We start from the raw sequence: 24,039 nt of genomic DNA on the forward strand, positions 1-24,039 counted from the left end.
TATTCCATAGCCTCATTTATAAAACCTACAGATAATTACAGTCTTGACTTCTCGCCATGAGTTAAACGCCGTCCCGTCACGTCGACGACAAGCTCTCCGCCGGCGAGCCCCATCACGCGGGTGCAGTATTTTTCCGCCAGCTCCAGCGGGATCACCGTAACGACCGTAAGCCTTTCTTCATCACATAGGGTCTTTAACGTTTTGAGCACGTGCTCGGCCGATCCCGGATCCAGGCCCGTGACGGGCTCGTCCGCAAGAATCACCTTCGCTCCGTGCACAAGCGCCCGGGCGATTGCGATCCGCTGTCTTTCTCCCCCGCTTAGCTCCCCTGCTTTGCGGTGGGCCTTGTCCAAAAGCCCCAAATGCTCGATCGTATCCATGGCTCCCATATAATCATCCGAGCGGACCATGCCGGTAAGCATCCGCCACCATGGCGTCTGGCTCGATTGTCCGATCAGCACGTTTTTAAGTGCAGTGCGATTGACGTTTAAGGAAGGGTTTTGCTCGAGATACGCCCATTCCCGGCGAATTTTACGTTTACCCGCGGGATTCATCATATCTTCGCCGTCAATCGTCAATTTGCCGCCGTCCCATTTTTCCTGCATGGACAGGCAGCTCATCATCAAGCTTTTTCCGCTTCCGCTCGCACCGATGAGTCCGATCATTTCCCCGCGCTCCATCTGAAAGGTGATATCCTTCAGCACCGGCGTGCGGTCAGGACCTATCGTTTTCTTCAGCCGATCCACTTTAATCATGTTATCGTCTCTCCCGTCAAGTGCGTATTCCTACTCTCTAGTTTAGAAGAAAGCGAGGGCAATTGCCATGAGAACAAACATTCGCATTTACAGCTTTGAATCGGCAGCAGGTTTAAACAGCGCACCCGCACATCCAAATAGAATGTACAGTCCTCCGAGCAGGAAAAATATGCCGCCATTCCACCCGGTCTCCATTAATGCTCCGCCCGCATTAGGGCCCGCAATGCTCCCGACATTAAAGTGAAAAGAGGCGACGACGTTCGCTGCCGGAAGGAGCAGCTTCGGCAATATATCAGCCGCGTAAGCAAGTCCTAGCGAAAAGAAGGAGCCGACGAGGCCTCCGGCAGCCGTTAACAATATGAGAGTTGCCCAAAAATTCGTTCCTGCCAGCGGAATGAGCGCGAAACACAGTCCGCCGGAGATCCCTGCGATCACCAGTACGCGCTTGCGGCCGAACTTATCGCTCCATATGCCGAGCGGGAGCTGGAGCAGCAGCCCTCCGATCCCGACAAAAGGCAGCAGCATCGATATTTCGTCCAGCGTAAACCCGCTTCTTAACCCGTAAACGGGAAAATTGCTGTTCATACCGGCTTCCATATACCCGTACAGGAATGCCGGCAGCAAAGCGTACCATGCCAAACGGTAGCTTCTCATATATCTTCCGGATGACGTCTGATCGCCGCCTTCGACTTTTTCAGGCTTGATGTTCGGCAGCTTGACCAGCACAATGATCAGTATGAACAGAAACTGCACCGCAAGGACCACGAATGGAACGGCCTCTCCGTATTTGAGGAGCGGAATCCCAAGCGGGCCGATGCTGAAGCCTAGCCCGTAAGACATGCCGTAGAAGGAGATGCTCCTGCCCCGGTTCTTAGACGTTGACATCATCAGCACCCATAGCTGGGCTGCATAATGCAGAGCGCTGTCACCGATTCCGACTAGCAATCTAAGCACAAACCAAAACGCAACGCTTGGGATCAGCGGGAACGCAAGCAGCGACAGCATCACCAAAACAAGTCCGGACGCGATCAGCTTTTTAAAGCCGATCAAGCCCAGCAACCTCTCCGCAACCAGCGTCATCGCGAAAGAGCCGACGTACAGCGCAGCGGCGTTCAAGCCGTTCATCGAGGATGATATCCCCATTCGTTCTAGAAATATCGCCAGCACGGGCAGCAGCAGTCCCTGGCTCAGGCCCGCCGCTACAACGACGGCAATTAATATGAAATAATGAGTTCTCCCTTGACGGGGTTGTGCAGCTTCTGTCACGTAAAACAAGGCCTCCTCTATGTAGAAAAAACAATGAATTTAAACAGCCAAATGAACATTATAGTGGACAAGCCCAATCGATACAAGCCATAATAATAACAATGCCATCAATTGGGAGGGTATCTGTAAATGAAATATAAAGTGCGTATCGATGTATCCATGGTATACGAGCTGCTGGGCAGCTTCATGATATATGCAACGAGAAAATGGACCGATAACCTGGACATCGGCAAGCGGCTCATCACCGAAATGGACGAGCGCATGCCGGAGGATGCAAGGGTGCGGTTCATCGCGGCCCGGCAGTGGCCTTTATCCGATTACGACGTGCTGTATGCGCTGGTCATGCTCCGGGGTGATCATCAGGAGATCCCCGATTTCCTGGACTGGATCGAAAACTCTTCAATCGATGCATTAGGCGAGCTGCTGTATCCTCATCTTCCGTCCTTGTCCCGGGATGAAATCGCAAGAATCCGCGAAAGCTATATACCGCTAATGAAGCTCTGGCATACGCATTACTTCTCCTCCGTCGAGAACGAGCTGCGTCAGCTGCTTGAGGAGGATGCCGAAGAGAAACAAACGCTGCTTCCAAAGATGGACGATGAGCATCTGATCGAATACGCGACGAGCGGCGTTATTCTGGATCAGGTGCCACAAGAGAACGTCGTTTTGTTCCCCGGCACCCATTTCCGCCCGATCAATACATATTGCTTCTATGAAAATACGCTGCTGCTTCAGTATCCGATCGATATTCCGGAAGAGGATGAGGACGAGCCGCCTGTCGTCCTGCTGCGCATGACCGAAGCGTTGGCCGATCCGGAGCGTCTGCGCCTGCTCCGCTACATCGCCGATGAGCCGAAGGCCGTGTCGGAGATGGCTGCTGATCTGAACCAGCCTTACGAAGAGCTGATGCATCATCTGATGATTCTTCGGGCGGCGGGGCTGCTGCGCTCCCACTTGAAATCCGAGAACAACGAGCGGTTCAGCCTGCGTCCGGATGGAGCCTCCGAGCTTCAGATGTTCCTGGAGGATTATATCCGTTTGACGTGATCCCGCGTAAGGTGACGCGGACGACGATGTACATGAAATAACCGCAAGAAGGAGACAACCATGAGCATAACACCACAGCATATCATCTTCGATATGGATGATACCTTGATCCACTGCAATAAATACTTCGATTTGATACTCGGGGATTTTTTCGAATGGATGACCGATTGGTTTTCACCCTTTGGCTTGACGACCGAGGAGGTCCGGAGCAAGCAAATCGAAATCGATATTGCCGGAACGAAACAGCTCGGCTTCGCCAGTACGAACTTCCCGCAATCCTTGATCGCCACTTATCGGCATTACTGCGAAGCTCACGGACGGACTCTGTCGACTATCGAGGAAGAGCAGCTATTCGTTCTCGGCATGAGCGTCTATGATCAGGAGGTTGAACCTTATCCCGGTATGGTGGAAACGCTGGAGCGGCTTCAAGCCGACGGGCATCGACTGTACTTGTATACCGGCGGGGAAGCACGCATTCAGCAGCGTAAAATCGAGCAGATGAAGCTCGCCGACTATTTCGGAGACCGGATCTACATCCGCCGGCATAAAAATATAGAAGCCCTTGAGGAAATAGTCAGTGCCGGAAGCTTTGACCGCTCCCATACCTGGATGATCGGCAATTCCCTTCGCACCGATGTCGTGCCTGCACTTACCGCCGGCATCAACAGCATCTATCTCAAGCAGCAGCGGGAATGGGAATACAATCTCGTAGAGCTGAAGCAAGAGCCTCATAACGTTCTGTATACGGTGTCCGCGCTGACCGAAGTCCCGGATGTCATTCATCATCATTTCATGTAAATTCAATCGGGGTACCCTGAAGGTTGTTACAAACCTTAAGCAGGGTACCCCTTTTTTTTCATTATTTTAAAAGTCGATTCTATCCCTATACTAACATCGATGCTATTATTACTGTCGAACCGCTGTCCCCGCCTCGGTTTCGAGGGACAGCTTGCCGTCGCCTCCGGATGACAACACCATTCGGGCTTTATACGTGCTTCCGTCCTCGCGTTTAAATGCCAGCAGCTTCGTTCTGCCCTGCTCGAGCAGTGATTTCAGCATGGCCTGGGATATCGATTTGCCGGCAAACTCCTTCCAGATGACGAATGAGCATCCGGACTTGAAGTTGGCGCAGCCGTATCCTTTCCGGCCCTCAATAATTTGACCGCCGCAGCCAGGCCTTGGACAACGGCCAAGAGGCTCGCGAATGGACGGAACCGGAGTATCCGGCTTATTCGGCGACCGCTCCGGACGCTTTCGAGCCGCCGAAGGATTCCCGGCGGCCGCCTTACTGCTTCTTCCCCTGCCTTTTCCCTTCGGCTTGTCCTCATCTCCGCCAAACAGGGAGGGCGGTGCCGGCGGCTGCGAAGACACTTTATTGATTATGGAAACCGTAAACTTCTGGACATTCTGCATGAACGTTTCTGCAGACGCCTCTCCCTTGGATATTTGGTGAAGCCTCCGCTCCCACTGCCCGGTCATTTCCGGCGAAGCAAGAAGCTCGACGCCGGCGTGGCGGATCAGCTCGACGGCAGTCCTCCCTTTCTGCGTAACCGTGATTTTCTTGCCCTGCATCGTAATATAACCGACCTTCTTCAGCCGTTCGATCGTTGCCGCTCGGGTGGCCGGCGTTCCGAGGCCGCTGTCCTTCATTGCATCCCTCAGCTCATCGTCCTCAATGGACTTGCCGGCACTCTCCATCGCTTTAAGCAAGGTTCCTTCGGTATAGCTCTTCGGCGGCTGTGTGGCCTTCTCCTTTACTTCCGATTTCCGGCAAAACACCGGACGGTCCGGTGCGATATCAAATGAACGGTCGTTCCATTCCTGGGTTTCGTCCTCCTCCTCGTCTTTACCTTTGCGGGACGATCCCTTCGACTTCTTCTGTTCCTTATCCTTCTCGATAAGCACCTTCCAGCCTAATGACAGCAGCTCCTTGATCCCGGTCTTGAACGTTTCGCCTTCAACCTCGGTCAACACCGTATGCTGCTTGTACAATGCAGGCGGATAAAAGTGCGAAAGAAAGCGGATGATGATCAGGTCGTAAATATGCGCTTCTTCCTTGCTCAGATTGCCGGGCCGCTTCAGCGTCGGCAGGATTGCATGGTGATCCTCTACCCGCTGCGGATTACAAACCGCCTTGTTATTGATATGGACACGCTTTGGATCCGCTCCTTCCGCCATCTGTCCGTAGGAGGTCGATTTCAGCATATGGAGCGCCTTGTGCATGCCTTCGATATTTTGCTCGTTCACATAGTTGGAATTGGTACGCGGATAAGAAATCACCTTATGCCGCTCGTACAGCGCTTGTGCGAGGTCCAGCGTCTTCTTGGCCGAATAGCCATACTTCGCATTGGCCTCGCGCTGAAGCAAGGTCAGATCATACAGCTTGAACGGGTATTCCTTCGTTTCCTTGACTTCATATTTGGCGACCGCCCCTTGCTTGCCTTGAACCTTTGCAGCGATCGCGTCCGACTTCTCCTTCGAGGTTAGCCGTTCCCCCTGCCATGTTCCCGTATATTCAAGCTTTTCCTGACGAAACAAGGCTTTGACTTCATAGAAGGTCTGGGACTCGAATGCCTCGATCTCCTTCTGCCGGTCATAGATCAAAGCCAGCACCGGCGTCTGCACCCGTCCGACGGATAATAGGGTCTGATGGCGTGTGGTGAACGCACGGGATGCGTTCATGCCGATCAGCCAATCCGCCTCGCTGCGGGCACGCGCCGCTTGCGTCAAATCCTCGAATTCCGCCCCGTCCTTCAGCTCGGCGAAGCCTTTAGCGATGCTTTCCGGCGTTAAGTCCGATATCCACAGCCGCTTGACAGGCTGTCTTAACTTCAGCTGCTGCTGGATCAGAGCAAAGATATACTGTCCTTCGCGCCCCGCATCGCATGCATTGACGATGTGACTGCAACGCTTGGCCACTTCCCCGATGACCTTCAGCTGATCCTTCGTTTTCGGATTCGGAACGATTTTGAATTGCTCCGGTATGATTGGCAAATCTCTTAAATTCCATCGCTTGTATTTCGGATCATAGGCATCCGGCTCCGCCAGACCTACGAGATGTCCGATTGCCCAAGTGATAATATACTGCTCGCCCTCCAGATAGGTGCGGTGATTCTTCGCCCGTGGCTCGATCACCGCCGCGATATTCCGTCCCATATCCGGCTTTTCGGCAATGACCAGTGTTTTCATCTGACATTCTCCTCCCGGCCGAGTTCGCAGCAATATGCTATAGGCCGCTAACTCCAAAAAGGACTTCGCGGCTGCGAAGTCCTTCTTCTAATACAAACTATAGCATATTTAAGAATGTTTTTAAACCAGAACGGTTGCACCCATCAAATATTTATCCACTTCGCGGGCAACCTCGCGGCCTTCGTTGATGGCCCATACGACCAAGCTTTGACCGCGGCGCATATCGCCGGCTGCAAAGACCTTATCCACATTCGTCGTATATTTGCCATACGGAGCCTTTACGTTGGAGCGGCGATCCGTTTCCAGACCGAGCTGCTGCACAAGCGTCTGCTCCGGTCCGTCAAATCCGATGGCAATCAGTGCCATTTGGGCAGGAAACACCTTCTCGGTTCCCGGGATCGGCTGGTAGATTTTGCGACCGGTTTCGTCGACAATCCGCTCGATTTGAACGGTATGGAGCTCCTTCAAATTGCCTTCCTCATCACCGACAAATTTCGTGGTCATGATGGAAAATTCACGCGGATCGCTGCCGAACAGCGCTTTGGCTTCTTCATGCGCATAGTCAAGCGTATACACATTCGGGAACTGCGGCCAAGGATTCGCGATCGGATCCCGTGTAAGCGGCGCCCGCTTATGCGTACCGAATTGGGTCACGCTTCTGCAGCCGTGGCGGAGGGCTGTGGCCACGCAGTCGGAGCCGGTGTCGCCTCCGCCAATGACGATAACGTCCTTGTCTTTTGCAGAGATATAGTTGCCGTCGGCAAGACCGGAATCAAGATAGCTCTTAATCGTTCCGTTGAGGTAGTCCATCGCATAATGGACGCCCTTCAGATCGCTGCCCTCGATGTTGAATTCGCGAGGCTTCGTCGCCCCTCCGCATAATACGACGGCGTCGTAGTCCTGAGTGAGCTTCTGCGCCGGAATGTCTTTACCGATTTCGGTGTTTACCACAAATTCGATCCCCTCGGCCCGCAGCAAGTCAACGCGTCGCTGAACGACTCCCTTATCGAGCTTCATCGAGGGAATGCCATACGTCAGCAGCCCGCCAATCCGGTCTGCACGCTCGTATACGGTTACGCTATGCCCTGCCTTGTTGAGCTGGGCAGCAGCCGCAAGACCGGCAGGACCAGAGCCTACAACCGCTACCCGTCGCCCTGTGCGCTTCTCGGGCGGCTCAGGTACGACCCAGCCCTCCTCGAAGCCCTTGTCGATGATCGCCTGCTCAATCGATTTTATCGTAACCGGCTCGCCGATCAGTCCGACCGTACAAGAGCCTTCGCATGGCGCCGGACATACCCGGCCTGTAAATTCAGGGAAATTATTCGTTTTGTGAAGACGTTCCAAGGCCTCTCTCCACAGTCCGCGATACACCAGGTTGTTCCATTCAGGGATCAGATTGTGGATCGGACAGCCCGAGGTGCCCCCGATCATGTCAATTCCCGTATGGCAGTATGGCGTGCCGCAATCCATACAGCGCGCTCCTTGGGTTTGGAGCTCTTCTTCTTCTAGATGTTTATGAAACTCTTCCCAGTCCTTTACTCGTTCTGCCGGGTCCCGGTCTGCCGGAAGCTGACGCTGATATTCCATAAAGCCTGTTGGTGTAGACATCCTGCTTTTCCCCCATCCGTTCTATCTATTCTGATTTCCATGCACAAAATATCATATCATAATCGCATACTAACGAGCGTCAAATCTGCCTAGAAACGGCACTTTTCCTGATTCATCTTTTTTATTATCCTTAATAAAAGTTTGTATCAGTTCCGAAATCCGCGCAGTATAAGGCAATTCAAGCAATTGTACCTACAAACATTAAAAATATAGTAGCATTTCGCTTTTCGCCAATTAAATGGATTATATGCATGATCATTTGTACTATCCTGCCATAATCGAACAAGGGTAATAGATGGGAGAGAATAGGATATCTATATGATCGATTATCGCTTATCGCTTACGGTCATAAATGACGAATCGGTACGCGTACGGGTTCTTCTCATCCGTAATTCCCGGCGTTTCCTCAACAACCTGCCACTGCTCCCAGTCAATTTCCGGGAAAAAGGTGTCGCCTTCAAACTCTTCGTCGATAAAAGTACAGTATAAGCGATCGGCCAGCGGCAGCATCTGCTCGTATATCTGGGAGCCCCCTATCACCATCAGCTCCTGCTCCCGGGCATAGGGCAACGCGTCCTGCAGATCGTGAATGACGATCCCCTGCTCCGGCGGAAGCGCGAAGCTCTCATCCCGGGTCAGTACGATATTCGTTCGTTTCGGAAGCGGCTTGCTTCCGAATGAATCCCATGTTTTCCTTCCCATAACGATCGGCTTGCCAAGCGTCTTCTCCTTGAAAAAGGCAAGGTCCCTCGGTAAATGCCAAGGCATCGTTCCATTGCGTCCGATCACCTGATCCTTGCCCATGGCCCATATCATCGAAATCATGTCAGCCATCCCCCTTTCTTCGGGGGCCCAATGCTTGCCCCCTCCGATGCAATACTGTCCATTCCTCCGGTCTGTCCTGCATTTCCGGCAACTGGATGCCCGGCTAATCCACTAGACCGCAACCGTCGCTTTAATCGTTGGATGATGCCGGTAGCCTTCAAATTCGAAATCATCGAAGGTATAGTCGAAGATGCTCTCCGGTTTGCGTTTGATAATCAGCTTCGGAAGATCGTACGGCTCCCGCTGCAGCTGGGTTTTAACCTGCTCCAAATGATTCGAATAAATATGGACGTCCCCGCCGGACCAGATGAATTCGCCTGGCTCCAAGTCACACTGCTGGGCTACCATATGCGTGAGCAGCGCATAGCTCGCAATATTGAACGGCAGGCCGAGGAAGCTGTCTACCGAGCGCATCGTCAGCATGCAGGAGAGCTTGCCTCCCGCCACGTAAAATTGAAATACGAAGTGGCACGGCGGCAGCTTCATGTTGTCGATTTCCGCCACATTCCAGGCGTTGACGATATGCCGGCGCGAATCCGGATTCGTCTTGATTGATTCGATGACGTTCGCGATCTGATCGATTCGGCGGCCATCCGGCGCTTTCCACGCACGCCATTGCGAGCCGTATACCGGACCCAAATCACCGTTCTCATCCGCCCATTCGTCCCAGATCCGCACGCCGTTTTCTTTTAAATACCGGATATTCGTTTCGCCGCTCAAAAACCACAGCAGCTCGTGAATGACCGATTTTAGATGGATCCGTTTCGTTGTGACGAGAGGAAAGCCCTGCGACAGGTCGAACCTCAGCTGCCTTCCAAAGACGGACAACGTCCCTGTTCCCGTCCGGTCTTCCTTTTCTACTCCATGCTCCAGAATGTCCTGCAGCAGCTCCAAATATTGCTTCATCTTCAAACTCACCTCTCTGGTATCTCATATGCATAGTCTATCATGTTCATGGCAGGTTGGGCAGACGAAAATTCCTCCCGCTCCTCCGAGGTTTATACTTTCTGTTATCTAAAAAAGGAGGCAGATCGCGCCTTTATAGCGTTCTCTGCCTCCTTGGCAAATATATGATGACCCGTTAAAATTCGAACGGATTAGCGGGAGATAATGTGGATCGGATGACCCATAACAACTTCCGCAGCTTCCATTACGATTTCGCCAAGCGTTGGGTGTGCATGGATCGTCAATGCCAGATCCTCAAGCGTAGCACCCATCTCGATCGCAAGGCCAAGCTCGGCAATCAGGTTGGAAGCTTCCAGACCTACGATTTGCGCGCCGAGTACAAGTCCTGTTCCTTCTTCGGCAACGATCTTCACGAAGCCTTCAGGGTGGTTCAGGGATACGGAACGTCCGTTGCCAGCGTAAGGGAATTTACCGGCCTTCACTTTGTGGCCTTTTTCCTTCGCTTGGGCTTCGGTGTAACCTACGCTGGAGCACTCAGGATCCGTAAATACAACGGCAGGGATGCACTTGTAATCGACAACCGATGGCATTCCGGAGATAACTTCGGCAGCCACTTTGCCTTCATAGGAAGCTTTGTGGGCAAGCGCAGGTCCGGCAACAATATCGCCGATTGCGAAGATATGCGGAATGCTGGTGCGGCCTTGATGGTCAACTTTCACGAAGCCGCGCTCGTCAAGCTCAAGTCCGATGAGGTCAAGACCAAGCTCGCCATCGGTGTTTGGACGACGTCCAACCGTTACGAGCAGGTACTCAGCCGTTACTTCTTTGGTTTCGCCGTTTACGGAGTATTTAACGGTAACTTCTTTATCGTTTTGCTCCGCACTTTCAGCTTTTGCACCGGTGATGATCTCAATGCCGGTTTTCTTCATGTTTTTCGTTACGAGGCTCGTCATATCCTTATCGAATCCGGCAAGGACGCTGTCCATACCTTCGATAATCGTTACCTTCGCACCGAATTTGGAGTACATTTGGCCAAGCTCTGCGCCGATGTAGCCGCCGCCGATAACGATCAGGCTCTTAGGCACTTCTTGCAGGTTCAGCGCTTCGGTGGACGACAGGATGCGGCCGCCGAATGGGAATGGCTTCAGCTCGATCGGACGGGAGCCGGTAGCGATGATGCAGTTTTTGAAACGGTAACGCGGAGATTCATGATCGTTGAATACTCGCGCTTCGTTCTCGTTGATGAACATGCACTCGCCGTTAAATACTTCGACCTTGTTGCCTTTCAGCAAGCCGGCAACGCCGCCGGTCATTTTTTTAACGACGCCGTTTTTGAACTCTTGGGTTTTCGCGAAGTCAACCTTTACGTTCTCCACGGAAATACCGAATGCATCGGCATGCTTGGCAGCCTCATACTGATGAGCAGCAGAGATCAGCGCTTTCGAAGGGATACAGCCGCGGTTCAAGCAGACGCCGCCGAGCTCGGACTTATCCACGATCAGAACTTTCTGGCCCAGCTGGGCGGCGCGAATCGCCGCCACGTAACCGCCAGGTCCTGCACCAATGACTAATGTATCAATATCCAAAGAAGCATCTCCAACTACCATTAGTTACACCTCCATAACAAGCAGCTCAGGGTTAGCGAGCAGTTGTTTAATATAGTTCATAAAGTTTTGAGCCGTAGCGCCGTCGATGATGCGGTGGTCAAAGCTGAGGGACAGCGCCATGACAGGTGCCGCTACAATTTCACCGTTCTTCACGACCGCTTTTTCGCTGATGCGGCCGGTACCGAGGATCGCAACTTCTGGGAAGTTGATGATCGGCGTAAAGAACATGCCGCCTGCGGAACCGATGTTCGTGATGGAAATCGTGCTGCCTTTCATTTCGTTAGGAGCCAGCTTGCCTTCGCGGCCGCGTGCCGCCAGATCACGGATGCTGTCGGCGATCATCCAGATGCTCTTACGGTCGGCATCCTTGATAACCGGTACGATCAAGCCGTTATCGGTGTCGGTTGCAATACCGATGTTGTAGTACTTTTTGTACACAATTTCGTTCGCTTCTTCGTCGATCATCGCGTTCAAGGCAGGGAACTGGCGGCAAGCCGCAACAAGAGCCTTCACGATGAACGGCAGATACGTAACTTTCGTGCCTTTCTTCTCGGCAATCGGCTTCATGCGGGTACGGAATGCCACAAGCTCGGTTACGTCCACTTCGTCCATGATTGTTACGTGCGGAGCAGTGTAAGCCGATTTAACCATGGCATTCGAGATCGCTTTGCGGATGCCTTTAAATGGTACGCGCTCTTCTTCGGCACGTGGATCCACTGCTGCGGATGCTGCTGCAGGAGCTGCTTTCGTCTCGGAAGCCGCTTCTTGTGCAGGAGCTGCTGCCGCTTGACCGCCGCCGTTCTTGAAGGCTTCCACATCTTCGCGGGTCACTTTGCCATTGTTGCCGGAGCCTTGCACTTGTGTAATATCCACACCTTGCTCACGAGCGAACTTGCGCACGCTAGGCGTTGCAAGCACTTCGCGGTTCGGAGCTGCAGGCGCGCTAGCGCTGCCGTTTCCGCCCTGCTTCGCATCAGCCGGAGCGTCTTGTGCAGGCGAGGAAGTGGTATCCGCGCTTCCTTTTGCAGCATCAGCTTCTTGAGCGGACTGCTCTTCCGCATGGCCGCCTGCTTGCTCAGGAATGTCGCCTTCGGCATCGATGATCGCAACCACTTCACCGACGCGGCAAACCTGGCCGTCCTTGGCAAAAACTTCTTGAACCGTACCGTTCACGGGACAAGGAACTTCTACGACCGCTTTGTCGTTCTGCACTTCCATGATGATGTCGTCGTCTGTTACTTTGTCGCCCGGCTTGATATGCATTTTGATGATTTCACCTTCATGCAAACCTTCGCCCAGCTCTGGAAAACGATATTCAAATTTTGCCAACTGAAAAACCTCCCTAAATATTTGCTGCAATTAGAAATTCATGACTTTATTAACGGCATCTACAATCCGCGCAGGGGTAGGGAGCCAAGCATCCTCGATCTGAGCGAACGGATACACGGTGTCCGGAGGTGCTACACGCAGAACTGGAGCTTCCAGGTGCAAAATTGCCTTTTCATTGATCTGTGCAATGACTTCTGCTGCCACGCCGGCGGATTTTTGAGCTTCCTGCACGACGATCGCGCGGTTGGTCTTCTTAACCGAAGCAATCACCGTGTCGATGTCGATCGGCGCGATGGTGCGCAGGTCGATGATTTCCGCTTTGATTCCGTTCTTCTCGAGCTCTTCAGCCGCCTTCGTTGCGGTGTGAACCATCAAACCGTACGCAATAATCGTTACGTCGGAGCCTTCGCGAACCACATTCGCTTTACCGAGCTCGACCGTATACTCGCCTTCCGGAACTTCAGCGCGGAACGCATGATACAGGTTCAAGTGCTCCATGAAGAATACAGGATCGTTGTCGCGGATCGCTGCGATCATAAGTCCTTTTGCATCATAAGGATTGGAAGGAACTACAACTTTAATACCCGGTGTTTGTGCAAGCAAACCTTCCAAAGCGTCGGTATGCAGCTCAGCCGCTTTAACCCCGCCGCCGAACGGTGTGCGGAATACGATTGGAGAATTGTAGCGTCCGCCGGAACGGTAACGCATACGGGCAGCCTGTACGGCGATTTGGTCCAGCGCTTCGAAAATAAAACCGACGAATTGAATCTCGGCAATCGGACGGAAGCCTTGAATACCCAGACCTACCGCAAGACCGCCGATCGCGGATTCGGCAAGCGGCGTATCAAATACGCGTTCCTCGCCAAACTCCTTCTGAAGGCCTTCTGTTACCCGGAACACACCGCCGACATTACCCACGTCTTCACCGAAGATGACAACGTTCGGATCGCGGCTCAATTCAACGCGCATGGCGTCGCGAATCGCTTCTTTCATGTTCATTTGTGCCATTGCTTGATTTCCTCCTTAAGTGTTACAGTTCACTATTCCAGCGACTTAGGCGCCGTTTACGCTATATTCAATCCCTGATCCTTTGCACCCATGACAAAACCGAATAATTGTCCGTTCATTGGCCGTGAACAATTATCGGTTAAGCTTCCTTATTGGAAATCGGCTTTTTGCTCTTCAAGATGCTTCGGAGTTTGCTCGAACATGCTGTCGATCAATCCTGGGACCGTCATTTTCTCCGTTTGTTCTGCTTTCTTGATCTGCTCGTTGACTTTCGCTTTCGCTTCTTCTTTCACGCGAGCCGTATCTTCTTCTGTCCAAAGACCCTTCTTCTCCAGATATTTCGCAAGACGCGCGATCGGATCCTTCTCGCTCCATTCGCCCTCTTCTTCCTTCGTGCGGTATTTGGTTGCATCGTCGGAAAGGGAATGCGGACGGAAACGGTAGGTTACGGCTTCAATCAGCGTTGCGCCTTCGCCGTTGCGAGCGCGCTCAGCAGCGTCACGAACCGCTTTGATAACCGCGAACACGTCCATGCCGTCAATTCTAACGCCCTTGATGCCGGCAGCTACCGCTTTGTGCGCGATGGACAGCGCTGCTGTTTGCTTGGAGAACGGAGTCGTAATCGCGTAGCCGTTGTTCTGTACGAAGAAGATGACAGGCAGCTTGTAAACGCCAGCGAAGTTCAAGCCTTCATAGAAATCACCTTCGGACGAACCGCCATCACCGGTGTAAGTAATAACAACTTGCTTTTGCTTCTTCAATTTATAACCCATAGCAATACCCATCGCGTGCAAAATTTGCGCACCGATGATGATTTGCGGCATCAGGACGTTAACGCCTTCCGGAATTTGTCCGCCATGCTGATGTCCACGGGAATACAAGAACGCTTGGTAAAGCGGAAGACCATGCCATACGATCTGCGGCATATCACGGTAGCCCGGGCAGATGAAATCGTCTTTCTCGATTGCAAATTCACTGCCGACCATCGTTGCTTCTTGACCGGAAACCGGCGCGTAGAAGCCGAGGCGACCTTGGCGGCCGAGGTTAACGGCACGATCGTCCCAAGTACGGGTAAACACCATGCGGTACATAATTTCTTTCAGTTGATCGTCCGACAGTTCTGGCAGAAGATCCTGGTTTACGATTTCGCCATCCGGGGAAAGTACAGATAGAGTATCCACTTCCTCGGTATATACTTCATAAGGAACCTTGGTCATTTTTTTCACCTCAATAAATATTTGAATATCAAGTTCCGCTGTTATAGAATTATTATACACCTGTTTTACTCCATTCGTCAAAGAAATACCTCATAAAATTTCAGATTTCTTAACGTTTGTATGTATAACAGCGGGTGTATAACACTATAACAGTATGACAAACATCATAGTACAGCAGACAGGAATGTACGAATAGGGTAATTTTAACTTATTGTGTACTCCATTTCAAAAACTAACCCGAAAAAGGTGACGAGTGATGACGAATGAACGACTATTGAAGCGAACCATTGTGAAGGAAACGATTGAAAGCCGGTTTCTTCAAGAATCACGGACGCTGCGCATCTACCTTCCACCCGGCTATAACGAAATTCTCAGCTATCCTGTTGTCTACTGCCAGGACGGCGAGGAATTTTTCAACTTCGGCCGGATTGCAACCTGGGCTAACCAGCTGATCCTTGACGAAGGGGTTGAACCTTTTATTATCGTCGGAGTCGAAGTGAATACCAAAGTCCGTACCGAAGAATACGCACCGTTCGGCAACCGGTTCGATGCCTACGTATCCTGCTTCGCCGAAGAGATTATTCCCTTCATTGAACAGAATTATCCTGTTCGAAGAGAAGCTGGCGAGCGGCTGCTTGCAGGCGACTCCCTTGGCGGCAGCGTATCCGTGCATCTGGCGCTCCGCTACCCGCATCTGTTCACGCGAGTGATCAGCTTGTCCGGTGCCTTCTACGAGATGTCCCAGAGCATCATCAAGCAGGAGCAGGATTTGTCATGGCTCGACATCTATATGATCGTAGGTCTGCAAGAAGACAATTACGCTACCGATACGGGCGTCTACAATTTCGTAGAATTGAATCGTCAGACCAAGGCTTTGCTCGAAGATCGCGGGGCTAAAGTAGCCTATTATGAGAAAGACGGGCGTCACCTTTGGGGCTTCTGGCAAAAAGAGCTGCCTGCTGCCCTTATGTACTTTTTGGGCTAACTCGGGCTGACATGATGGTCGTTCCTTAAGAGGTACAGACTATCCATAAGGATTCGTTACGCTTTGCGGCTATGGCCTGATCCCTTCTACAGGGAGTCGGGCCATTTTACGTTCTGCATGGCTGTTCTGACTGATTCATTCCGGCAAAAAATTTAGGGAGGTCCTGCCGCATCTTACCCTCGCTTTCGTCTGTAAAAAAAGATGAACAACCGCGCATTATTATGGAATGTGCATTGTTCATCTTATGGAACATCCTTCTTGGTTACGCTATCAATCCGGTTCGTTGAATAAGCGGCTTAGAAAACAGACCGCTTTATTCGAATCGATTATAGCTTTTCTTGGATGATCTTGTCCAGCAGGATGTCGCATCCGGCATCGATGAGACGGTACACCTCTTCGAAATTCCCTGTGAAATAAGGATCCGGCACCTCTCTCAGCTTTTCGTCAGGCAGCAAATCCATAAACTTCATGATGCTTGCATCACCGCCGCCTGGCAGCTTCCGCATATTAGCTACATTGGAGTCGTCCATCCCGATCACGTAATCGAACACCTCCAAGTCCTTGCTCATCACCTGCCGTGCCGTCATCCCCTCATAGCTGATGTTCCAGCTGTCCAGCAGCTTGCGTGTCCCTTCATGGGGGATTTTGCCGACATGCCAGTCTCCGGTGCCTGCCGAATCCACCTTAACTTTATCCTGCAAGCCCTTTGCAGAGATCTTGTGTCGAAGCACCGCTTCCGCCATCGGCGAGCGGCAAATATTGCCCAAGCATACAAACAAGACGGATACCATCGCTTCCACCTCCTCGTCATCAATCATACCTTAAAAACATCGTTTAAACGGATGATATTCGATCATTCTCCAAAGTTGTCACCCGAGTGATTCTCAGCTGCCGGCACTCATGCCGCCGCCCGATGCGCCTCCATGCGAAAGCGATCTTCTGGGCAGTCTCCATTTATAATGAACGGACAGCATTCGGAATACAATGACGACCACGAACAACGTCAACAACTGCCACGTCGTCGTCGCAGCGCCGAGACCGACGGCCGCTCCTGCCGCCATCGCCCAGACTGCATAGATCTCGTCCCGCAGGACAAGCGGCTTGCGCCCGGCAAGCAGATCGCGGACCATGCCGCCCCCGCTTCCTGTCAGCACGGCTGCGACAAGAACTGCGCTTAGCGGGTGATTCATTTGCGTCGCATAGAGCGCCCCTTGAATCGCGAAGGCGGACAATCCGATCGCATCGAATAACGCTTCGGTTCTCTTCCAATGGTGGAGCCATCCGAGAGGAAGCACGAACGCGCAAAATACCGAAATCAAGGCCAGTATAATCAGATCGCTTTGGCCCCACAGGGTCGTCACGGGAACCCCGATCAGCACGTTTCTAATGATGCCTCCGCCGAAGGCGGTTACGAGACCAAGGACCACAACTCCCAGAATATCATAATCCTCTTCCATTGCCACAACGGCTCCGGACATGGCGAACGCTATCGTCCCAATAATACTGAATACATCAAACACATGCATGTCCACAATTCCCGATTCCCCCGCTCCGCGAAAAATTACCTACTACATTGTAGTCACGCCTATTAAATTGTGCAAGTATGAATCCTGCTATATACTAGATGAAATGGCAATTCTCTTAATAAAGGAGGAAATGACATGTTGCCTGCACGCGCTCTGATCTTTACCGGAGGGGAGTTGTCTGCACAATTTTTAGAGGAGATCCGAAGCGGGGATTTCATTATCGGCGCAGATCGCGGCGCTTTGTTTTTAATCGAGCACGGGATCAAACCGGATTTGTCGGTCGGGGATTTCGATTCCATCACCCCCGAAGAATTGGCGAAGGTTCAAGCGATGAGCGGAAAAATCATCGAATGCGATCCGATCGATAAAAACCTAACCGATACCGAACTTGCCTTTGACCTGGCGCTCGAACAGTCGCCTGAATCCATCTTGATCATGGGAGCAAGCGGCACCCGGCTGGATCATACGTTGGCTAACATCCATATGCTGATCCGCGGGCTGCAGCACCACATTCCATGCTCCATATTAGATAAGAACAATTACATCACCTTAACAGGCTCAAGCTGCGTTGTGGAGGATCGCGGGTTTAAGTACGTCTCTCTGCTCCCCCTCACCACCGAGGTCACAGGCATCGAACTGGAAGGCTTTGAATATCCGCTTCATAACGCTTCGCTTCGCATGGGACAATCACTCGGGGTCAGCAACCGGCTGTCCCAGGAAAAAGGCATCGTGCATATCGAAGGCGGGCTGCTTCTCATCATCCAGAGCAAAGATCAGTAATCGTTACTTTTTTGTCATCTTTATTCGGTGGATTTAACCCATTCGTAACAATCGATAAAACCCTTGCCCCGCAAGGGTTTTTCTTAATTTTTCAGCTTGGCCCAACTGCTATTTCTTAATTTTTTGTAACTTTTAATCGTTTTTTAATAATTCGCTTTCATTCCATGCGCACCAAGCGATTGCGCCGATTATCCACATTTTAGTCGGTTTCAAATCTGCTATACTCGGTTCATCGCAAAAAACAAAAACGCATGGAGGTACTATACAACATGAATCGACAGAATTGGATTAAGAAAGCTGTAGTCGTTAGCTTGAGCGCAACTTTGGGCGTAGGGGCGGTGCTTACCGTTGCTCCACCGGCTCCTGTAGAAGCCGCATCCGTCAGCAAGGGAAGTCAAGTCGTCAACTACGGCAAACAATATATGGGAACACCTTACAAATTCGGCGCATCCACATCCACAACAAGAGTGTTTGACTGCTCTTCTTTCATGAAGCATATCTTTAAGAAGTATGGCGTAAATCTGCCGCGGACATCTGCTGCACAGTCCAAAGTAGGTAAAGCTGTTTCCAAGTCCAACCTGAAAGCCGGCGATTTGGTATTCTTCTCCAGCGGAAGCCGCGCTAACGGCAGAAACGTAACGCATGTGGCCGTATACATGGGCAATGGTAAAATCCTGCACACCTATGGCAAGCCGGGCGTTACGATTTCTAACCTGAACTCGGGCAACTGGAAGAAGACTTACCTGAAAGCACGCCGCGTACTTTAATATAGCTGAATAGCAAGCGACCGACCGTCTTCCTAATCAAGGAAGGCGGTTTTTTGCGGTCTCTTCAATCTCATCCTGAGCCATCAGCTTATAGCCTGCGCCCCGAATCGTTCGCAGCAGTTTTAATTTCCTTCCTTTGTCGACCTTTTCTCTTAAATGGAGAATATATACATCTACCACATTCGTTCCGGTATGGAAATCATAGTCCCAAACATACCGCAAAATATCTTCACGTGTACAGACCTGTCCCGCCCGCTTAGCCAAAAAAAGCAGCAGGTCGAATTCGCGCTGCGTCAGCTCGACGGGCTCCTCTCCCCGGACAACGCTCCTTTTTAACGGGTCGATTGCAAGATCGCCGATCTGGATTGCCTCGTTATTTTCGCGTTGAACCGGCTGGAAGATGCGGAGCAAATTCGCGATGCGCGCGAGCATCTCTTTTGGATCCCATTCTTGCGGGATGTAATCATGGGCGCCGGCCTCCAGTGCTTGCACCGCCTCTTCCGGTCCGTCATTCCCTAACACCATAATCGGAACAGCCTTCCCATTCCCCGTCAACCGTTCCACCAGATTAAACCGGCTCATCCCCGGCAGCTTGCTGTCGATTAGCAGAATGTCCGGGTCCATGCGCTCGATGGCAGAGACCACTTCGGAATAATGATGAGCGAATGCGATCTGGTATCCCGCCTCTTCAAGCATTCCGGACACCGCCCGGGAGCGATCCGATGGATCTGCCGCAATAAGGATCAATATTTCCACAATTCCTCCTCCCACTCGTTCCCTGCTTCATACAGTAAGTATGTCTGATTTCCGCCGTTTTCACTCATGAATGGCTATGCTGCCAGGCTCTCTACTCTATGGCATGGCGTTGAGGCGGCTTTAATTTCACCCAAAACGAAAAAGGAGTGCCCAAAGGTCCAACGACCTTGAACACTCCACTTCCTTATCAATCATAGGCCTAGGATACGTATGCGCAGCAATTCTATTCAGCAGATTACTGGTACACGCGGCTCTTGACCCTTTTGAAGGCAAACTTACCACGACCACTACACTCGACCGTTGCACTGTTCTGCATGCGGTCGCAGCGACGACATGTATCCTCAACACATGCGATATGCCAAAACGCCACAAGCAAACCTACCGCTACACCCAACTGTTGCACTGTTCCGCAAGCTAGCTTACCACCACATCCGACTGTTCCACTGTTCTGCCAGCAAACTTGCCACTACACCCGACTGTTGCACCTTTCTGCAAGCAAACCCCTGCCGGCCCTTAGCCTCCGACATATTTATTGTACAGCGTTCTGGCTGCGGCTATATCGGATGTGCCGTGTATTAAGGTTCGCCCGTCTTCAAAAATAACTAGGCGGTGCCCGTTAACCCGATACATGACCATATAAGGAGTCGCTGTCGCGTTGCCTTCCCGAAGGCTGTTCAGCTGCTCCGCCAGCTGTCGAAGGGCGAGCCGCTTCGGTCTGGCCGGCCGGATTTGAACGGTATCTCTCCCGCACAACACTTCGCTTTTTTCAACATTGGCTGCCGACAAATACGGATATACCGGATGCTCGCCGCAAGTGGGACAGTCCGTTCTCCTTGCCCGCTCCACACCGAATTCCACGCGCTCGTTGCGCCACACGTCAAAAGAAAGCATCTTCTTTCGGAGGACGTGACGCTGCCCGGCCAGCAGCTTCATCGCCTCCATCGTCTGATGTGCAGCAACCATCTGGACCGCTTGTGGAAGAATGCCATGAACGTCGCATGTATCGCCGCCCATTGGAATCGTACCGAGCAGGCAGTTCAAGCAAGGCGTCTCCTCCGGCAAAAACGTAAAGCTCATGCCGGAGCTTCCCACACAGCCGCCATAGATCCATGGGATTCCGCGTTTATAAGCGATGTCGTTTATGATCAGCCGTGTCTCAAAGTTATCGGTAGCATCCATGATCACATGAACACCTTGGGAAAGCTCCGCTAATTCCTGAGCCCGAACGTCGGTTACCTTCCCGATCACCTCGACACCGGAGTTGATCCGGGAAAGGCGCCTTTGTGCCGCAATAGCTTTAGGCAGGCGTTCCTCGGCATCCTGCTCGGTAAACAGCTGCTGACGCTGCAGATTGCTCCACTCCACATAATCGCGATCGGCGATCGTAACGCGTCCCACACCCGCACGAACGAGCGTTTCCGACACGGCGCTGCCAAGGGCTCCTGCTCCAACGACCAGAACATGGCTGGCTAGGAGCTGCTTCTGCCCCTCTCTGCCGAAAGGAGCAAACCGTTCCTGCCTTGAATACCGCTGGCTGTGATCCGAACCCGGATATTCCTTGTCTTTTTCGCCCTCCACCTCTATATCCTTGCTGCTCTGAACTGTTCCGTTGTTCTCATCCGCACCGTTCAAGTAGACCCCTCCTGCAATTTCTCAAGCATCCCTAAACCGTAGATTCCATTCGACTGTTCCGAGCTTATCCGCCTTACTCGAACGCTTGCTCGATCAAACGGCGATGACGCAATATCCAGGCTGCGCTTCTCGCTCTCCAAGCCAGCCCCCAAAGAGGCCCCAGACTATCGGGCGTGACCTTCATTTCAATCGCTTCCTCTGCCGTTTCCGTGACGACGACGGCAACGATCAAATCAAGCAAAGCCGCTCTACCGCCAGGCTCCAGACCGTAAGCGTCCACGAGCAGCCGAACCTGTCTTGCACGCGCTTCCGGTGAAGGCAGTCCGTTCATCATAGCGACGTCATCGTCATGCAGCTGCGGAAACAGCCAGCACACGCGGGCAAGCTCAACCAGCGGATCGACCGGCCCCGCGTATTCCCAATCGATCAAGGCGGCAGGCAGACCATCCTTCGTTACCATGTTCCACGGTGCAATATCCCCATGGCTGTAGACCAGGTTGGATCCCCCGAGTCTCCTTAGAAACCAGGGCTTCCACAACGCATGCGGACCCGGGCTCCATGAAGCCGAAGCATCATGGAGCCTTCGAACCATTCGGCCTACCTCCACGATCGCATCATCGCTCCAAGGTCCGGGATGGATGAATTCTCCTTCAATATAGCTTACCATTTCTTGTCCTTCCTCATTGGTGCCGGCACCAATGACAGTCGGCAGCGATTCGAAGCCCGCCGCCCGCAAATGCCTTAGCAAGGCATGTATACTGGGTGTCCACGGACCCGCCGGCCGGTAGACCACGCCGCCGCGAAGGACCACCGACTTCTCCTCGGAAAGGAGGACGTTCTCTCCATCATTTCCATTCTTATTCGATTCCAAGGTCATTCCCCTTTCGGCGGGGATATCCGCACGGTCTGGCAGGGGCTAGTAATGCGGAACCCCCATAATGATGACAGCCCCCAACATGGATCCAACTCTTCCATGCACGATCCCTCCGTTCTTCGTTAAATTGACTTTAGCATATCACAAACTGCGTGAAGGTACGACATGATCCATCACACATTAATCTCAGCGATTTCATCGGATCAAACACTTGCTCATTAATAATGAGAACAAGAAAAAGCGGTGCAGGGACATCGAGATCCTTAGCACCGCCTACTTCTATGTTGAAATCATGGATTGTTAATCTACTGGTCCTTCCTTCAAGCGAAACACCCATTGCGAATTTCCCTCTCAAGATCGGCAATTTTACGCTCCTGAATGTTTCATGTAAGAACGCGGTGATTAAGCCTGCTGGTTGGACCAGTCCTCGACGTTCCAGATTTTCGTGACCCAATCCTCGTAAAAGTCCGGCTCGTGGGAGACGAGCAGGATCGTTCCCTTATACTCCTTCAAAGCCCGCTTCAGCTCATCCTTTGCAGCTACGTCCAGGTGGTTTGTCGGTTCGTCAAACAATATCCAATTGCTTTCACGCATCAGCAGCTTGCACAAACGCACCTTGGCCTGCTCGCCGCCGCTGAGCGCCTTTAACGGACGGGTAATATGCTCATTCTTCAGGCCGCAGCGCGCAAGATGGGCTCGTACCTCGTGCTGGTTCAAATGCGGGAACTCGTTCCAAACGTCATCGATCGGCGTCAAGTTGCCTGGGCGCACCTCCTGCTCGAAATATGCCGGATACAGGAAATCCCCTTGATACGTTTTGCCGCTGAAAGGCTCAAGCTTGCCCAAAATCGTTTTCAGCAGGGTCGATTTACCGACGCCGTTGCAGCCCACGATCGCAATTTTCTCTCCGCGCTCAATGGTCATGCTCATTTTTGGCAGCAGTGGGCGGTCATAGCCAATCTCAAACTCGATTCCTTCGAATACGGTTTTGCCGCTGGCACGAGCTTCTTTGAAATTGAAGACCGGTTTGGCCGCTTCCTCCGGCCGGTCAATCCGCTCAAGACGCTCAAGCTGCTTCTCCCGGCTTTTGGCCCGCCCTGAAGTGGAATACCGGGCTTTGTTCCGTTGTATGAAATCCTCTTGCTTCTTAATAAACTCCTGCTGCTTCTCGTACGCATCGATATGCTGGTTCTTGTTAATATCCGCCATCTCGAGAAATTTCTCATAGTTGGCGGTATAACGGGTCAATTTAGCAAATTCCAAATGATAGATGACATCCACGACTTGATTCATAAATTCCGTATCGTGTGAAATCAGGATGAAAGCATAGGGATACTGCTTTAAATATTGCGTCAGCCACTCAATATGCTCCACATCCAAATAGTTCGTCGGCTCGTCTAACAGAAGCACATTCGGCTTCTCCAGCAATAGCTTCGCGAGCAGCACCTTCGTCCGCTGTCCGCCGCTCAGCGTCGCGACGTCGCGGTCGAGTCCAATGGCAGACAGGCCCAGTCCATTGGCCATCTCTTCTACCTTCACGTCCAGCAGATAAAAATCCCCCATATCCAGCTGCTCCTGAATCTCGCCCATTTGCTCAAGCAGCAGTTCAAGCTCCTCGGGAGAGGCATCAGCCATCTTGTTCGTAATTTCCATCATTTCCTTCTCCAGCTCTAGCAGAGGAAGAAACGCATCCTTAAGAACATCACGCACGGTCTTGCCCGGCGTAAGCTTCGTATGCTGGTCCAGATAGCCGTAGCGCACCTTTGGCGTCCACTCTACCTTGCCGCTGTCCTTTAACAGCTGTCCGGTTAAAATATTCATCAATGTCGATTTGCCAACCCCGTTGGCTCCGACAAGACCGACATGCTCTCCAGCCAGCAAGCGGAAGGACACATTTTTGAAAAGAGTCCTGTCCCCGAAGTTATGCGATACGTTCTCTACAGTCAATAAACTCATGGCTAT

The 24,039-nt window shown here is 52.1% G+C and carries 21 protein-coding genes; 5 read left to right on the forward strand and 16 right to left on the reverse strand.

Annotated elements, in window-relative coordinates:
- Positions 1 to 35 precede the first annotated feature (35 nt).
- Together J2Z18_RS08850 and J2Z18_RS08855 are read right to left on the reverse strand one after the other, a co-directional pair.
- Complete coding sequence (locus J2Z18_RS08850; protein WP_007130015.1) at positions 36 to 755, reverse strand: phosphonate ABC transporter ATP-binding protein; 720 nt, start codon at positions 753 to 755, stop codon at positions 36 to 38.
- A gap of 87 nt (positions 756 to 842) precedes the next feature.
- Positions 843 to 2,021: an MFS transporter gene (locus J2Z18_RS08855; protein WP_210094600.1), complete on the reverse strand. Its 1,179-nt coding sequence runs from the start codon at positions 2,019 to 2,021 to the stop codon at positions 843 to 845.
- 129 nt (positions 2,022 to 2,150) lie between these two features.
- Here J2Z18_RS08855 and J2Z18_RS08860 point away from each other — a divergent pair, with 129 nt between their 5' ends.
- Both J2Z18_RS08860 and J2Z18_RS08865 read left to right on the forward strand, forming a co-directional pair.
- The gene (locus J2Z18_RS08860; RefSeq protein WP_028403519.1) at positions 2,151 to 3,068 is read left to right on the forward strand and encodes an ArsR/SmtB family transcription factor; all 918 of its coding nucleotides are present in this window, start codon (positions 2,151 to 2,153) and stop codon (positions 3,066 to 3,068) included.
- 60 nt (positions 3,069 to 3,128) lie between these two features.
- Complete coding sequence (locus J2Z18_RS08865) at positions 3,129 to 3,866, forward strand: HAD family hydrolase (protein WP_028403520.1); 738 nt, start codon at positions 3,129 to 3,131, stop codon at positions 3,864 to 3,866.
- 108 nt (positions 3,867 to 3,974) lie between these two features.
- Here the strand turns inward: J2Z18_RS08865 and J2Z18_RS08870 are convergent, their stop codons facing one another.
- The 8 genes from J2Z18_RS08870 to pdhA all read right to left on the reverse strand — a co-directional run bounded on the left by J2Z18_RS08870 (position 3,975) and on the right by pdhA (position 14,757).
- Positions 3,975 to 6,257 (reverse strand): type IA DNA topoisomerase, encoded by a 2,283-nt coding sequence (locus J2Z18_RS08870; RefSeq protein WP_028403521.1) that lies wholly within the window; start codon positions 6,255 to 6,257, stop codon positions 3,975 to 3,977.
- Between the two features lie 120 nt (positions 6,258 to 6,377).
- Positions 6,378 to 7,865, reverse strand: a complete 1,488-nt coding sequence (locus J2Z18_RS08875; protein ID WP_007130010.1) for a glutamate synthase subunit beta — start codon at positions 7,863 to 7,865, stop codon at positions 6,378 to 6,380.
- A 333-nt stretch (positions 7,866 to 8,198) separates the two neighbouring features.
- On the reverse strand, positions 8,199 to 8,690 hold the full coding sequence (locus J2Z18_RS08880; RefSeq protein WP_210094601.1) for a dihydrofolate reductase: 492 nt from the start codon (positions 8,688 to 8,690) through the stop codon (positions 8,199 to 8,201).
- Between the two features lie 111 nt (positions 8,691 to 8,801).
- A complete protein-coding gene (gene thyA / locus J2Z18_RS08885; protein ID WP_040738612.1) occupies positions 8,802 to 9,596 on the reverse strand; it encodes a thymidylate synthase in 795 nt (264 codons plus the stop codon).
- 191 nt (positions 9,597 to 9,787) lie between these two features.
- The gene (lpdA, locus tag J2Z18_RS08890) at positions 9,788 to 11,203 is read right to left on the reverse strand and encodes a dihydrolipoyl dehydrogenase (RefSeq protein WP_007130007.1); all 1,416 of its coding nucleotides are present in this window, start codon (positions 11,201 to 11,203) and stop codon (positions 9,788 to 9,790) included.
- Positions 11,204 to 11,206: 3 nt separating this feature from the next.
- Positions 11,207 to 12,532 (reverse strand): dihydrolipoamide acetyltransferase family protein, encoded by a 1,326-nt coding sequence (locus J2Z18_RS08895; RefSeq protein WP_007130006.1) that lies wholly within the window; start codon positions 12,530 to 12,532, stop codon positions 11,207 to 11,209.
- Positions 12,533 to 12,562: 30 nt separating this feature from the next.
- Positions 12,563 to 13,540 carry an alpha-ketoacid dehydrogenase subunit beta gene (locus J2Z18_RS08900; protein ID WP_007130005.1) on the reverse strand — a complete coding sequence of 326 codons (978 nt, stop codon included), beginning with the start codon at positions 13,538 to 13,540 and terminating at the stop codon, positions 12,563 to 12,565.
- A gap of 149 nt (positions 13,541 to 13,689) precedes the next feature.
- Positions 13,690 to 14,757, reverse strand: coding sequence for a pyruvate dehydrogenase (acetyl-transferring) E1 component subunit alpha (gene pdhA / locus J2Z18_RS08905; RefSeq protein WP_028403525.1), 1,068 nt, complete (start codon positions 14,755 to 14,757; stop codon positions 13,690 to 13,692).
- 256 nt (positions 14,758 to 15,013) lie between these two features.
- On the opposite strand from pdhA, the gene J2Z18_RS08910 reads away from it, so the two are divergent.
- The gene (locus J2Z18_RS08910) at positions 15,014 to 15,742 is read left to right on the forward strand and encodes an alpha/beta hydrolase (RefSeq protein ID WP_007130003.1); all 729 of its coding nucleotides are present in this window, start codon (positions 15,014 to 15,016) and stop codon (positions 15,740 to 15,742) included.
- Positions 15,743 to 16,068: 326 nt separating this feature from the next.
- Here J2Z18_RS08910 and J2Z18_RS08915 read toward each other — a convergent pair whose 3' ends face one another.
- Together J2Z18_RS08915 and J2Z18_RS08920 are read right to left on the reverse strand one after the other, a co-directional pair.
- Positions 16,069 to 16,533, reverse strand: a complete 465-nt coding sequence (locus tag J2Z18_RS08915; RefSeq protein ID WP_210094696.1) for a low molecular weight protein-tyrosine-phosphatase — start codon at positions 16,531 to 16,533, stop codon at positions 16,069 to 16,071.
- A gap of 93 nt (positions 16,534 to 16,626) precedes the next feature.
- Positions 16,627 to 17,268: a trimeric intracellular cation channel family protein gene (locus J2Z18_RS08920; RefSeq protein WP_007130001.1), complete on the reverse strand. Its 642-nt coding sequence runs from the start codon at positions 17,266 to 17,268 to the stop codon at positions 16,627 to 16,629.
- 135 nt (positions 17,269 to 17,403) lie between these two features.
- On the opposite strand from J2Z18_RS08920, the gene J2Z18_RS08925 reads away from it, so the two are divergent.
- Together J2Z18_RS08925 and J2Z18_RS08930 are read left to right on the forward strand one after the other, a co-directional pair.
- Entirely contained in the window at positions 17,404 to 18,048 is a 645-nt protein-coding gene (locus J2Z18_RS08925; RefSeq protein WP_007130000.1) for a thiamine diphosphokinase, read from the forward strand.
- Positions 18,049 to 18,317: 269 nt separating this feature from the next.
- A complete protein-coding gene (locus J2Z18_RS08930) occupies positions 18,318 to 18,815 on the forward strand; it encodes a C40 family peptidase (protein WP_007129999.1) in 498 nt (165 codons plus the stop codon).
- A gap of 36 nt (positions 18,816 to 18,851) precedes the next feature.
- On the opposite strand, the gene J2Z18_RS08935 is transcribed toward J2Z18_RS08930, so the two are convergent.
- The 4 genes from J2Z18_RS08935 to J2Z18_RS08950 all read right to left on the reverse strand — a co-directional run bounded on the left by J2Z18_RS08935 (position 18,852) and on the right by J2Z18_RS08950 (position 24,033).
- Positions 18,852 to 19,571: a response regulator transcription factor gene (locus J2Z18_RS08935; protein WP_007129998.1), complete on the reverse strand. Its 720-nt coding sequence runs from the start codon at positions 19,569 to 19,571 to the stop codon at positions 18,852 to 18,854.
- Positions 19,572 to 20,084: 513 nt separating this feature from the next.
- On the reverse strand, positions 20,085 to 21,149 hold the full coding sequence (locus J2Z18_RS08940; protein ID WP_100085223.1) for a ThiF family adenylyltransferase: 1,065 nt from the start codon (positions 21,147 to 21,149) through the stop codon (positions 20,085 to 20,087).
- A 127-nt stretch (positions 21,150 to 21,276) separates the two neighbouring features.
- On the reverse strand, positions 21,277 to 22,080 hold the full coding sequence (locus tag J2Z18_RS08945; RefSeq protein ID WP_007129996.1) for a phosphotransferase enzyme family protein: 804 nt from the start codon (positions 22,078 to 22,080) through the stop codon (positions 21,277 to 21,279).
- A gap of 399 nt (positions 22,081 to 22,479) precedes the next feature.
- Positions 22,480 to 24,033, reverse strand: coding sequence for an ABC-F family ATP-binding cassette domain-containing protein (locus J2Z18_RS08950; protein ID WP_007129993.1), 1,554 nt, complete (start codon positions 24,031 to 24,033; stop codon positions 22,480 to 22,482).
- Between the last annotated feature and the right edge of the window lie 6 nt (positions 24,034 to 24,039).

The sequence above is a fragment of the Paenibacillus lactis genome, assembly GCF_017873605.1.
Lineage (GTDB): Bacteria > Bacillota > Bacilli > Paenibacillales > Paenibacillaceae > Paenibacillus_AQ > Paenibacillus_AQ lactis.

Coding starts and splice junctions, on each gene's coding strand:
- J2Z18_RS08850 (WP_007130015.1), bottom strand. CDS start 755: ATGATTAAAGTGGATCGGCTGAAGAAAACGATAGGTCCTGACCGCACG.
- J2Z18_RS08860 (WP_028403519.1), top strand. CDS start 2,151: ATGAAATATAAAGTGCGTATCGATGTATCCATGGTATACGAGCTGCTG.
- J2Z18_RS08865 (WP_028403520.1), top strand. CDS start 3,129: ATGAGCATAACACCACAGCATATCATCTTCGATATGGATGATACCTTG.
- J2Z18_RS08870 (WP_028403521.1), bottom strand. CDS start 6,257: ATGAAAACACTGGTCATTGCCGAAAAGCCGGATATGGGACGGAATATC.
- J2Z18_RS08875 (WP_007130010.1), bottom strand. CDS start 7,865: ATGTCTACACCAACAGGCTTTATGGAATATCAGCGTCAGCTTCCGGCA.
- J2Z18_RS08880 (WP_210094601.1), bottom strand. CDS start 8,690: ATGATTTCGATGATATGGGCCATGGGCAAGGATCAGGTGATCGGACGC.
- thyA (WP_040738612.1), bottom strand. CDS start 9,596: ATGAAGCAATATTTGGAGCTGCTGCAGGACATTCTGGAGCATGGAGTA.
- lpdA (WP_007130007.1), bottom strand. CDS start 11,203: ATGGTAGTTGGAGATGCTTCTTTGGATATTGATACATTAGTCATTGGT.
- J2Z18_RS08900 (WP_007130005.1), bottom strand. CDS start 13,540: ATGGCACAAATGAACATGAAAGAAGCGATTCGCGACGCCATGCGCGTT.
- pdhA (WP_028403525.1), bottom strand. CDS start 14,757: ATGACCAAGGTTCCTTATGAAGTATATACCGAGGAAGTGGATACTCTA.
- J2Z18_RS08910 (WP_007130003.1), top strand. CDS start 15,014: ATGACGAATGAACGACTATTGAAGCGAACCATTGTGAAGGAAACGATT.
- J2Z18_RS08915 (WP_210094696.1), bottom strand. CDS start 16,533: ATGGTATCCGTCTTGTTTGTATGCTTGGGCAATATTTGCCGCTCGCCG.
- J2Z18_RS08920 (WP_007130001.1), bottom strand. CDS start 17,268: ATGCATGTGTTTGATGTATTCAGTATTATTGGGACGATAGCGTTCGCC.
- J2Z18_RS08925 (WP_007130000.1), top strand. CDS start 17,404: ATGTTGCCTGCACGCGCTCTGATCTTTACCGGAGGGGAGTTGTCTGCA.
- J2Z18_RS08930 (WP_007129999.1), top strand. CDS start 18,318: ATGAATCGACAGAATTGGATTAAGAAAGCTGTAGTCGTTAGCTTGAGC.
- J2Z18_RS08945 (WP_007129996.1), bottom strand. CDS start 22,080: ATGACCTTGGAATCGAATAAGAATGGAAATGATGGAGAGAACGTCCTC.
- J2Z18_RS08950 (WP_007129993.1), bottom strand. CDS start 24,033: ATGAGTTTATTGACTGTAGAGAACGTATCGCATAACTTCGGGGACAGG.